Here is an 11,761-nt window from a genome sequence, read left to right as displayed (position 1 = left end):
TTGCCTATCCCTTCAACAGAGCGCAGTCGGGATCCCATTTTTGCCTCCACCCCTTTGGCAAGGCCGCCCCTTGGCGCTATCTTGTTGCCCCACCCGAATTTGCCGTGAGAGCCCATGAAGATCCTCGCCGTCACCGCCTGCCCCACCGGCATCGCTCACACCTATATGGCCGCCGAGGCGCTGCAAAAAGCCGCCGACAAGCTGGGGCTCAAGATCAAGGTCGAAACCCAGGGAGCCATGGGGCTGGAGAACATCCTCACCGCCCGCGACATCGCCGGCGCCGATCTGGTGCTGATCGCCTCCGATATCGAGATTGAGCAAAAAGATCGCTTCCTCGGCTGCCCTATCCACCAGGTGGCGCTGGAGGCGGTGCTGCTCGATGCGGTGGCCGTGCTCAAGACCGCCGCCCCCGGCGTCTAATGCTGATCCGCGAGATCTCCTTTCACTGCCGGCTGGGGCTCACCATCACCCAGGCCAAGCAGTTGAGCCGGCTGGCCGGGCTGTTCAAGTCCCATATCCAGTTCATCAACGTCACCCGCCGCCAGGCGGTGGAGGCGACCAACCAGCTCTCCCTGCTCACCCTGGCCACCCAGCCCGGTGATCTCTGTCTGCTGCTGATCGAGGGGCTGGATGCCGAGCTCGCCCACATGGCCTTTACCTGCTGGTGCGTGGAACTGGGCCAGCCGCTGGGGCGCCCGGGCAGCGCCGCCCTGGCCGAGCAGCGCCTCGGCCAGGCACTGCCCGACTATTGCTTCACCCTGGCCCAGCTCGGCCATGCCACGGCCCCCCTCGACAAGGCCCAGGCACTGGCGGTGCTGGTGGATCTGCTGCCCGCTGCGCTGATAAGCGACAGACCCATGCTGGAGCAGGCCATCGCCGCGCGCGAGCAGTTGGCCGCTACCATCATTCGGCCCGGCCTCGCCATGCCCCACGTCATCTGCCCCGCCATGGGCCGACCTGCGCTCTCGCTGCTCAGCAGCAGCGAACCCATCGAGTGGGGCTCCGCGCTCGGGCCGGTGCAGACCCTGATTTTGCTGGCGGTGCCCGCCGGTCTGGCCCCCGAGCTGTTGCGCCCCCTCACCCGGCTGGCCCGCGCACTGATAGACGAGCAGGTGGGGACCGCGCTGCTGCACGCCGGCTCCGCCTCCGCCCGTCAGGCCATCGTCATCGACGGCCTGCTCGGCTGAGCCGCTGGCCTCCCGTCCCCGTCGTTCATGCCCGTGACAGCCCCCTGTGGTACACTCGCCCTTCCTCTGTTTTTGGTATGCATGCGATGAAATCAGCCCGTCCCCGTCTCTCCCTCTCCGCCCGCCCTGACACCGAGCACAAGGCCAAAGGGCCCGCCACGACGCGCCCATCCCAGCGCCGGGAGGCGCAGCACGCCATGAGAGACAAGGAGGGCGAGCGCAAACCGGCACCGGCGCCTGCCGATCGCAAGCTGCTGCTGTTGAACAAGCCCTACATGGTGCTCTGTCAGTTCACCGACGAGGCGGGCCGCGAGACCCTCAAGGATTACATCACCGAACCTGGCATCTATGCCGCGGGCCGGCTAGACCGTGACAGCGAGGGGCTCTTGCTGCTCACCAACGATGGCAAGCTGCAGGCGCGCCTCACCCAGCCGGGGGAGAAGACCCCCAAGACCTACTGGGTACAGGTGGAAGGCGTGCCGAGCGAGGAGAAACTGGCCGCCCTGCGCGCCGGGGTAGAGCTCAACGACGGCATGACCCTGCCCGCCGGGGCGCGCATCATGGATGAACCGGCTGTGTGGCCACGCAATCCCCCCATTCGCGAGCGCAGGGAGATCCCCACCTGCTGGCTGGAGATCAAGATTGTCGAGGGGCGCAACCGCCAGGTGCGGCGGATGACCGCCCATATCGGTCACCCCACCTTGCGCCTTGTCCGCTACGCCATCGGGGAGTGGACCCTCGATGGTCTGGCGCCGGGGGAGAGCCGCACCCTGCCCGCTCCCGAGCTGGCAGCGGCACCGCGGCAATCGGCTGTGCACGGCAAGCCGCGCACATCCGCCAGGCCACAGGGGGCCGGCAGCAACGGCAAGGCCCGGCCGGCCCGTCACGCTCAACACCAGGAACAACGCCAGAATCGGAACAGCCGCGAAGCGAGCCCCCGCCCGGCCAATCGCAGCGGCGGCCGAGGCACCGCGCGCCGTCCGGCCCGCAGCAAGCCATCGGAATAACACGAGTAAGCCATTTGGCCAGCGTGCCGCAACATAGATGGCGCAACCTGATCGAGTGCCACAGCAAGGCACGGTACACAAGACAAGGAGTCCCAATGAGCGATCATCCCCCCCTGCCCGCCCGCCTTACCGTGGCCGCCCTGGTGCACTGGCAGGGCCGCTTCCTGCTGGTGGAAGAGGAGATAAAAGGCCAGCGCCGCTTCAACCAGCCCGCCGGCCACGTGGAGCCTGGGGAAGATCTCGTCCAGGCCGCCTGCCGCGAGCTGAAAGAGGAGACGGGGCTCACCGCCGCCCCCACCGCCTGGCTCGGGGTCTATCTCTACAAGCCGGCGGACAGCGAGGCCACCTTTGTGCGCATCGCCGTCATCTTCGACCTTGAAAAGGCGCCGGGCCAGCACCATCCAGAGGATCCCGACGGCGACGTGCTGGCCTGCCACTGGCTCACCCTGGAGGAGATTGCCGAGTGCAAACCGGCCCTGAGAAGCCCCTTGGTGTGGCAGTGCATTCAGGACTATCTGGCCGGCACCCGCTTGCCGCTGTCGGCCCTCAAGGCCTTCATTTAAGAGCCGTTGGAAGCTCTTTTTGACGCGATTGGGCCGAGACAAGAAAAACGATTTCCTGCTGCCGGGTTCCTGATGGGAACGGCGGCATGGATATGTGACCGGGGGCGCGAAATTCTGGTAGAATACGCCCCGTTTAAACGAACTGGTAACTTCGACTAATGACAGACAACAGCCAAATCAAGGTGATCGTCGGCATGTCCGGCGGCGTGGATTCTTCCGTCTCGGCCTACCTGCTCCAGCAGCAGGGCTATCAGGTCGAAGGCTTGTTCATGAAGAACTGGGAAGAAGACGACACGGACGAGTACTGCTCTGCCGCCCAGGATTTGGCTGATGCCAAGGCCGTCTGCGACAAGCTGGGGATGAAACTCCACACCATCAACTTCGCCGCCGAGTACTGGGACAATGTGTTCGAGCACTTCCTCGAAGAGTACAAGGCCGGCCGTACGCCGAACCCGGATATCCTGTGCAACAAGGAGATCAAGTTCAAGGCGTTCCTGGAGTTTGCCGCCGAGGAGCTGGGTGCCACCTACATCGCCACCGGCCACTATGTGCGCCGTGACGACAACACAGGCCGCCCGCGCCTGCTGCGCGGCCTCGATACCAACAAGGATCAGAGCTACTTCCTCTACACCCTGAGCGAAGCTCAGGTGGGTCAGAGCCTGTTCCCGGTCGGGGATCTCGAGAAGCCGGAGGTGCGCCGCATCGCCGAGCAGCTCGATCTCATCACCGCCAAGAAGAAAGACTCCACCGGCATCTGCTTCATCGGTGAGCGCAAATTCAAGGACTTCCTAGCCAAGTTCCTGCCCGCCCAGCCCGGCCCCATCGAAACCGTGGACGGCAAGGTGATCGGCGAGCACCAGGGGCTGATGTATCACACCCTGGGCCAGCGCAAGGGGCTTGGCATCGGCGGGCGCAAAGATGCCACCGAAGAGGCCTGGTACGTGGTCGACAAAGAGGTCGAGCGCAACACCCTGATAGTGGCGCAGGGCGAGCATCCCCGCCTCTACTCCGATGGCCTGATCGCGAGCCAGCTGCACTGGGTGGATCGCACCCCCATTCGCGAACCGCGCCGTTGCACCGTCAAGACCCGCTATCGGCAGGAAGATATCCCCTGCCTGATCCAGCCCATCGACGATGAGACCATCCGGGTCATCTTCGACGAGAAACAGGCTGCGGTGACCCCGGGTCAATCTGCCGTCTTCTACGACGGGGAAGTGTGTCTGGGCGGCGGCATTATAGAGCAGCGTTTCAGCCATCCGGTGTAAGGGCTGGACGCTCACAAGCGTCCGCGCTCTACTCCCTTCTCCCCTCGCGGGGAGAAGGGACAAAGAAAAAACAGCACAAGGCAGTGATACATGATTGGCAACTTCCTGGCCGGATCATGGCATCGGCCGGTGAATGAACAGAACAGGGCTGTGAAGATATGAGCGACAAATTCCAAGACAGAACCATGGCCTTTGCCGGCATCTGCCAGGCCGCCTACCTGGTGCAGAAGGTGGCCCGCGACGGCACCTGTGACGAGGCCTCCCTGCGCGAGAGCCTCTCCAGCATCCTGGTCACCGACCCCAAGCAGCCGCTGGACGTGTTCGGCAACCACCTGGCCATTCGCGACGGCTACCGCGCCCTGGTCGAGCAGCTGGGCGCCGACGGCAGCCAGAAGAATGCCGAGCTGACCCGCTACGTGGTGAGCCTGATTGCGCTGGAGCGCAAGCTGGCCAAGCGCAAGGACATCCTCAACATGCTGGGTGAGCGGATCGGCCAGATCGGCCGCCAGCAACAGCACTTCGATCTGCTGGACGAGCAGATCCTGGCCAACATGGCGAGCATCTACAGCGATCTCATCAGCCCGATCGGCCCCCGAATTCAGGTGGCGGGCACCCCGCTATTCCTGCAGCAGCCGCTGGTGCAGCACAAGGTGCGCGCCCTGCTGCTGGCCGGCATCCGGGCCTGCGTGCTGTGGCGCCAGCTCGGCGGAAGCCGTACCCAGATCATCTTCGCCCGCAAGAAGATGGTGGAACTGGCCAAGCGTTACTAATCATTGGCTCGCGCAAAGGCAGAGGGAGAACAAGGTGAACAGCCGCACATCAGCCTTGATAGCCCCCGGCCCGCGCGCGAGTGGATACGAATCCCCCACACCAATCATCAGGAGTTCACCCCATGGAGCTGTCCGCGCTGACTGCTGTTTCCCCGATTGACGGTCGTTATGGCGACAAGGCCGATGCCCTGCGCCCTATCTTCTCCGAATTCGGTCTGCTGCGTTTTCGCGTCGAAGTCGAGGTGCGCTGGTTGCAAAAACTGGCCAGCCACGCCGGGATCCCGGAAGTCCCTGCCCTGAGCGCGGCCGCCAGTGCCCTGCTCGACGGTATCGTCAGCAACTTCAACGAGAGCGACGCCGCCCGCATCAAACAGATCGAGCGCACCACCAACCATGATGTGAAAGCGGTGGAGTACTTCCTCAAAGAAAAAGTCGAAGTGAACCCTGAGCTGGCCGCCGTCAGCGAGTTCATTCACTTCGCCTGCACCTCCGAAGACATCAACAACAACTCCCACGGCCTGATGCTGAAGACCGCCCGCGAGGAGGTCATCAAGCCCTACTGCGAGAAGCTGATTGCCGAGATCAAGCGTCTGGCCGCCGAGTACCGCGACATGCCGCTGCTGTCGCGCACCCACGGTCAGCCGGCGACCCCGAGCACCATGGGCAAGGAGATGGCCAACGTCGCCTACCGTCTGGAGCGCCAGCTCAAGCAGATCATGGCGGTGGAGATCTTGGGCAAGATCAACGGCGCCGTGGGCAACTACAACGCCCACATCAGCGCCTATCCGGAAGTGGACTGGCACCAGTTCTCCGAGGAGTTCGTCACTTCTCTGGGCCTGACCTGGAACCCCTACACCACCCAGATCGAGCCGCACGACTACATCGCCGAGCTGTTCGACGCCATGGCGCGCTTCAACACCATCCTGATCGACTTCGATCGCGACGTGTGGGGCTACATCTCCCTGGGCCACTTCAAGCAGCGCACCATCGCCGGTGAAATCGGCTCCTCCACCATGCCGCACAAGGTCAACCCCATCGACTTCGAAAACTCCGAAGGCAATCTGGGCCTGGCCAACGCCGTGTTCCAGCACCTGGCGAGCAAACTGCCCATCTCCCGCTGGCAGCGTGACCTGACCGACTCGACCGTGCTGCGCAACCTGGGTGTGGCAGTGGGCTATTCGCTTATCGCCTATCAGGCGACCCTGAAGGGCATCTCCAAGCTGGAAGCCAACGCCGATGCCATGGCCGCCGATCTGGATGCCAACTGGGAAGTACTGGCCGAGCCGATCCAGACCGTGATGCGCCGCTACGGCATCGAGAAGCCCTACGAGAAGCTCAAAGAGCTGACCCGTGGCCGCCGCGTGGACGCCGAAGGGATGCGTACCTTTATCGACACCCTGGAGTTGCCGGAAGCGGTCAAGGTTGAGCTGAAGAAGCTAACCCCGGCCAACTACATCGGCGACGCCCAGCGTCTGGTTGATCTGCTGAAGTAAATACCAAAAGAAGAAAGGCTAAAAGCCTTTCTTCTTTTATTTTATGAGAAAGTATTATGATTCTTCACCATTATACTAGCGGTACTGGTTTACTTGGCATTATTAATTCTTCTTCCATATGGTCTACCAACATTCACTTTATGAATGATAGTCAAGAATTTATACATGGTCTTGATATGGCAAGGTCGGAAATTATTTCTCTGCGTCAATCATCTACTAGCCTCAGAGAAATTAGCACATATGACAATATAATCAGTACGATTGACAACGCCTCTCAGCTATCAGTTTATGTTGCTTGTTTTTCAGAAAAAGGGGACTCTTTAAGTCAATGGCGTGGATATTGCCCCAGTGGTTTTGGATATAACATTGGTTTTAATAAAAGCCTTCTATGTGAATGTGCATCACTGCAGGGGTTTTATTTGAAAAAATGCATTTACAATCCACAGGAAAAGAAAAAGACTATACAGAATTGGGGGGGGCGTGTTGCATCCTCAATAAAAGAAAACATCGATAATATTGATGAGTTAATAAAGCAATTATTTTTGATAGCTCCATTTTTTAAACATGAGTCTTTCATAGAAGAGAGTGAGTGGCGTTTAATCTCATTTATTAACCTTGATGATATTAGGATTAACCTTCGACCAGGAAAATCAACTCTCATACCTTACGTCCCCTTGGACTTAAAGCTTAATGAAAAAAACGAACTAATTTGGAACATTTGTATAGGTCCAACACCTAATATAGACCTAGCATTTAGAGCGTTACCAACCTTATTTAATAAGTTAAATATTGTAAACGGTATTATACATACTCAAATACCATATCGAGACTGGTGAACATGTACGAATTAAATCTGGATATCGCTCACTTCCTCGAGCACTACTGGCAGAAGCGCCCGCTCCTCATCAAGGGCGGTTTCACCGACTTTCAGGATCCCATCAGCCCGGACGAGCTGGCGGGTCTGGCCATGGAAGAGGTGATTGAATCGCGCCTGGTGACCCGCTTCAACAACAAGTGGGAAGCTGCCCACGGCCCCTTCGAATCCTACGATCACCTGGGCGAAGAGAACTGGACCGTGCTGGTGCAGGCCTGCAACCACTGGGCCCCCGAGGTCAACGAGCTGGCGCTGCCGTTCCAGTTCATCCCGGGCTGGCGTTTTGACGATGTGATGGTGAGCTTCTCCACCCCTCACGGTGGCGTCGGCCCCCACATCGACAACTACGACGTCTTCATCACCCAGGGTCAGGGCAAGCGCCACTGGCGGGTCGGCGATGCCACACCGCTCAATGAGTTTGCCGCCCACGCCGCCCTGCTGCACTGTGAGCCGTTCGAGGCGATCATCGACGTCATCATGGAGCCGGGCGACATCCTCTACATTCCGCCTGGATTCCCCCACGAGGGCTACGCCATCGAGCCCTCCCTGAACTTCTCGGTGGGTTTTCGCGCGCCGGATGCCAAGGCGCTTATCTCCTCCTTTGCCGATCACCTGATCGACAACGAGGTGCGCACCGAGCGTTACGGCGATGCCGATCTCAAGCCCCGTGCCCGCCACGGCGAGATCCAGCCCCATGAGCTGCACCGCCTGCGCGAGCTGATGCAGCAGGCACTCGATGACGAGACCCTGTTCAAGGAGTGGTTCGGCACCATGATCTCCGAGGCCAAGCACGATCTGGACGTGAGTCCCATGGAGCCGGACTACAGCGCCGAGGAAGTGGCCGACCTGCTGACCCAGGGCGAGCCCGCCATCAAGGTGCCGGGCCTGCGCTCTGTCTGGTTCAGTGGCGAAAGCCAGACCTGCTACATCGACGGCGAAGCCTGGACCCTGCCAAGCGAAGATGCGGCAGCCATTTCGCTCTTGTGCGACAAGGACATGGTCACCCAGGCCGACATGGTGGAACTGGCCGATCAGGCCGGCTTCCTGCAACTGCTGACCCGGCTGGTCAACCGCGGCTACTGGTTCTTCAACTGATCCCCCTGCGGTGACAGAAGGCGCCCTCGGGCGCCTTTTCTATCTCTGCTGCCCGACCCCACCGTCTCTGCTGCCGACCAGGCTACCCCGGCGGCGAGTTTCACTTCTTGCCTTGTCCACAACATGCTTTCGAAGCTGAACCCACTCTTGACGGCACACCTGATGATGCTTTTTTGCGCAAGTGAAAGCTCGTATCATGCGGCCATTGCTCAAGCAGCCAGGTTTAGCAGAGAGGTATCCCATGCAGATCAGCACTCGTCCCATGCCGTTGCCCGGTTATGGCAACACCTATCCCAAGCTGACCCCGGAGCAGCTCAACCAGGGCCGCGACAAGGCGCTGGACAAGAGAGATGAATACGTGGCGACGCAGGAGGAGAAAGAGACCACCCGCCGCACTCTGGCCGTCTCCTACACAGAGCAGCAGCAGGACAAGGCCGCCGTGGATCGCTATCTGCAAGCCAGTGGGCAGGAGAGCGATGATAAAAGCGTCCCGACGGCTGTCGATCTCTACCGGATGGAAGAACGCCACCAGCAGCAACAGCAGCTCGGCGACTACCTGCAATACCGGCAGAGCCCCCTTGGCAAACAACTGGCGGGCATGACGGGGGCCGAGGATCGCAAGGGCAACCTGCTCGATACCCGCGCCTGAGCAAGCCCTGTGCACGCAAGGGGATGACATAAAAAAAGCCCTCGCTGAGGGCTTTTTTTATGGGTCAGGATGCCGTCTCTTCCGGCAACTCGTCAAACAGCGGGTGGTAGAGCACCTCCCCCTGCACGCCAGCCAGACCGCCCTCCTGCAGCTCCATCGCCATGAAGCAGTCGGCGGGCACTTCATAGATGCAGTGCAGGCCGAACTCGCTGGCGGGACGAAAACCGAAGCGGCTGTAATAGGTCGGGTCACCAAGTACCACCACCGCCTTCCAGTCCATCTCCAGCGCCGTATCCAGCCCCTCGCGCACCAGATCCGAGCCGATCCCCTGCCCCTGCCAATCCGGGTGGACCGCCACGGGCGCGAGACCAAGCCAGGGCCCCTCCACCCCGTTAATGGTGATCGGGCTCAGCATCAGGTGCCCCATGAACTCGTACTCCTCCTCCTCGACCATGGTCACCACGGCGGCGCCGCATTCGCGCAGGCGGTTGACCAGTTCGGCCTCGTCGGTACGGCCAAAGGCGGCACTCACCAGGTCATAGACCGGCAGCATGTCGCCAGGGCGCTCGGTTCTCAGCATACAGCGTTACTCCTCGTACAGCAGAGCGGGCATTATTCCACAAACTGCCCGCCGCCCTGAGCATCTTTGTCCAGAAATGGGAGGGTGGACTCAGGAAAACGATCCGCCACCTGCGCCAGCAACTCATGCAGATCGGCCGGTTGCAGGCGGGTGATGGCGGTTCGATAGGCGTTGAACAGCAGCGGTTCGGCCCGTGCCAGCCAGGCCAGGGTGTCGTCGGCATCCCGATGCCAGCGACCGGCCAGCTCATCGAGCAGAGCGGGCAAGGCCACCAGCAAGTCGAGCAGATGATAGCGATGGGTGAGCGGCGCAGCGGCCAGCAGGGCGAGTCTGGACTCCTCCCTTGCGAGCCAGCGCAGACGCTGGCGCCGCTCCGCCCGGGTCAGCAACACAGGTCCCTGGCGCTGCAGGCTGGCCAGCTGCAGCAGGTAGTCCAGCCCCTGCTCCTCGGCGTCTTTCAGCAGCAGGCCGCGCAGCAGATGGAGCTGCTCCGGCTCGGCCTGCGCCAGCGCATCCTGGTCGTAGTATTCCACCGCCAGCGGCCCGTCAGTATCCAGGGAGCGTAGCGGCGCGGCGGCGAGCTCGGCCCCTTCTTCCCCATCCCGATTCGTCATGAACAGCGCCAGCCTCTGCGGCGCCCCCTCCCCGACCTGTGTCAGCAGGATGGCCGCCACCACCCGCGCGTCGGCCAGCAGGGGGGCCAGCTGCCGTTCGACCGGCGCCGCCAGCGTCAGGCTTCGTGCCAGCTGCCAGTAGCTCACCTCGCTCTGGTTCTGGCTCAAGCGCTGGCCACTCAATGCCCGTCGGCCGCAATAGCGCATGCCCAGCTTGGCCATCACCCGGCCGGAGGCATGGTTGTCCGGCATGTGGCGGGCGGTGAGCACCGGCAGCTGCAGCCGGTCGAACGCAAAGGCCTTCACCAGCCGGGCGGCCCGGGTCGCCAGCCCGCGGTTTTGCCAGGGCACGCCCACCCACCAGGCCAGCTCGCCGTTCCAGTGCAGCGAGATCACCCCCACCAGCGGCGCATGGCCCTCGCCTGCCGGCAGGGTCAGCGCCCAGCTCCAGCCCAATCCGAGCGCCGCCTTGCGCCAGCAGCCGGCCAGCCAGTCGCTAGCCGCCTCCGGCGGATAGGGGTGGGGAATGTTGAGGGTGTAGCGGGCGAGCGCCGCATCGCTGCAATAGCGCACCACCTCGGCTTCATCGCACGCCAGCAGGGGGCGCAGCTGCAGGGCGGGTTCCGACCGGGAGGGAGGCTCGGCCAGCACGGGCACCGTCAGGCGGCGGGCCAGCAGGCGGTTGAGCACGGCGCCCAGATCGTCCTGCGCCGTCAGCGTCAGATCGGCGCCCTGTGGCCCCAGGGTAAGCAGCCCCTCCTCTCGCGCCAGCGTCAGCAGGGAAGCCGAGCCGCTGATGAGGATCTGCCGGCTCGGATCAACGGCCTGCTGGCCGGGCAGATCGCCGTCCAGCCAGGCCGCCAGCAGTGCACTGGCCGAACGCACGCCATCGGGCGGACAACAGGACCAGAGTCCGCCGGTATCGCTCGGCAAACGCTCATCGACCTTGCTCTGCAGCAACTGCCAGCCATGGCCCTGCCGCTGCCAGGCCTGCAACACCGGTGTCCAGTGGGGCTGCCACAGGGCGCGCTCGATCAGCAGTTCCATCAGCCGGCCTGACAGGCTGCAGGCAGGCTCAGGTGGCGAGGATGTGCCTCGATTCGGGCAATCCAGGCCCGGATGGCGGGCCAGCCCTGCAGCGAGAAGATACCCTCCTCCGCCACATGGGTGTAGGCGTACAGCGCGATGTCGGCGATGGTCGGCGCCTCGCCACACAGGTAGGAGCTCTGCTTGAGCCGCTGCTCCAGCACCGACAACGCCTTCTCGCCGCCGGCCTTGAGCCCGTCGAGGCGCGCCTCCTGGGACTCCGGTCGCCCCAGATAGTGAACGATGAAACGGGCTACCGCGATATAGGGCTCATGACTGTACTGCTCGAAGAACAGCCACTTGAGCACCTCGGCCTGCTGACGCGGCTCGGCCGGCCACAGGGACGACCCCTGCGCCAGGTAGAAGAGAATGGCATTGGACTCCGCCAGGGTGTCGCCCTGGGCCAGCTCCAGCACCGGGATCTTGCCGTTGGGGTTCAGGGCCAGAAAATCGGGGGTGCGGGTCTCCCCCACCAACACATCCACCGGCACCCAGTCGAGGGGCAGCTCAAGCCAGCGGGCCAGCAGCCAGGGCTTGTAGCAGTTGCCGGACTTCAGATCGCCATACAGACGCATACA

General features: G+C 62.3%; 13 protein-coding genes. 10 read left to right on the top strand and 3 right to left on the bottom strand.

The window, feature by feature from the left end:
- Positions 1-114 precede the first annotated feature (114 nt).
- The 10 genes from I6L38_RS04130 (at position 115) to I6L38_RS04085 (ending at position 8,903) form a co-directional block, all read left to right on the top strand.
- Positions 115-420, top strand: a complete 306-nt coding sequence (locus I6L38_RS04130; protein WP_017409976.1) for a PTS fructose transporter subunit IIB — start codon at positions 115-117, stop codon at positions 418-420.
- On the top strand, positions 420-1,187 hold the full coding sequence (locus I6L38_RS04125) for a PTS sugar transporter subunit IIA (protein ID WP_216989190.1): 768 nt from the start codon (positions 420-422) through the stop codon (positions 1,185-1,187). Before I6L38_RS04130 ends, I6L38_RS04125 begins: the two co-directional genes overlap by 1 nt.
- A gap of 77 nt (positions 1,188-1,264) precedes the next feature.
- Positions 1,265-2,194, top strand: a complete 930-nt coding sequence (locus tag I6L38_RS04120; RefSeq protein WP_216989189.1) for a pseudouridine synthase — start codon at positions 1,265-1,267, stop codon at positions 2,192-2,194.
- Between the two features lie 95 nt (positions 2,195-2,289).
- Positions 2,290-2,757: an NUDIX hydrolase gene (locus tag I6L38_RS04115; RefSeq protein ID WP_017766656.1), complete on the top strand. Its 468-nt coding sequence runs from the start codon at positions 2,290-2,292 to the stop codon at positions 2,755-2,757.
- A 158-nt stretch (positions 2,758-2,915) separates the two neighbouring features.
- The gene (gene mnmA, locus I6L38_RS04110; protein ID WP_216989188.1) at positions 2,916-4,022 is read left to right on the top strand and encodes a tRNA 2-thiouridine(34) synthase MnmA; all 1,107 of its coding nucleotides are present in this window, start codon (positions 2,916-2,918) and stop codon (positions 4,020-4,022) included.
- 158 nt (positions 4,023-4,180) lie between these two features.
- Complete coding sequence (hflD, locus tag I6L38_RS04105) at positions 4,181-4,792, top strand: high frequency lysogenization protein HflD (RefSeq protein ID WP_005298892.1); 612 nt, start codon at positions 4,181-4,183, stop codon at positions 4,790-4,792.
- Positions 4,793-4,914: 122 nt separating this feature from the next.
- Positions 4,915-6,285 carry an adenylosuccinate lyase gene (gene purB / locus I6L38_RS04100; protein WP_010634594.1) on the top strand — a complete coding sequence of 457 codons (1,371 nt, stop codon included), beginning with the start codon at positions 4,915-4,917 and terminating at the stop codon, positions 6,283-6,285.
- 56 nt (positions 6,286-6,341) lie between these two features.
- Positions 6,342-7,121 (top strand): DUF2971 domain-containing protein, encoded by a 780-nt coding sequence (locus I6L38_RS04095; RefSeq protein ID WP_216989187.1) that lies wholly within the window; start codon positions 6,342-6,344, stop codon positions 7,119-7,121.
- A 2-nt stretch (positions 7,122-7,123) separates the two neighbouring features.
- Positions 7,124-8,254, top strand: coding sequence for a cupin domain-containing protein (locus I6L38_RS04090; RefSeq protein WP_216989186.1), 1,131 nt, complete (start codon positions 7,124-7,126; stop codon positions 8,252-8,254).
- Between the two features lie 241 nt (positions 8,255-8,495).
- The gene (locus I6L38_RS04085; protein WP_216989185.1) at positions 8,496-8,903 is read left to right on the top strand and encodes a hypothetical protein; all 408 of its coding nucleotides are present in this window, start codon (positions 8,496-8,498) and stop codon (positions 8,901-8,903) included.
- Positions 8,904-8,967: 64 nt separating this feature from the next.
- Here I6L38_RS04085 and I6L38_RS04080 read toward each other — a convergent pair whose 3' ends face one another.
- Genes I6L38_RS04080 through I6L38_RS04070 form a run of 3 tightly spaced genes read right to left on the bottom strand, consistent with a single transcriptional unit; the run spans position 8,968 to position 11,758 of the window.
- Entirely contained in the window at positions 8,968-9,483 is a 516-nt protein-coding gene (locus I6L38_RS04080) for a GNAT family N-acetyltransferase (RefSeq protein ID WP_005298877.1), read from the bottom strand.
- Between the two features lie 32 nt (positions 9,484-9,515).
- Complete coding sequence (locus I6L38_RS04075; RefSeq protein ID WP_216989184.1) at positions 9,516-11,144, bottom strand: GNAT family N-acetyltransferase; 1,629 nt, start codon at positions 11,142-11,144, stop codon at positions 9,516-9,518.
- The gene (locus I6L38_RS04070; protein WP_216989183.1) at positions 11,144-11,758 is read right to left on the bottom strand and encodes a glutathione S-transferase family protein; all 615 of its coding nucleotides are present in this window, start codon (positions 11,756-11,758) and stop codon (positions 11,144-11,146) included. Before I6L38_RS04070 ends, I6L38_RS04075 begins: the two co-directional genes overlap by 1 nt.
- Between the last annotated feature and the right edge of the window lie 3 nt (positions 11,759-11,761).

This window comes from Aeromonas sp. FDAARGOS 1408, assembly GCF_019048665.1.
Lineage (GTDB): Bacteria > Pseudomonadota > Gammaproteobacteria > Enterobacterales > Aeromonadaceae > Aeromonas > Aeromonas dhakensis.
This window is presented reverse-complemented; position numbering and strand designations above follow the sequence as displayed.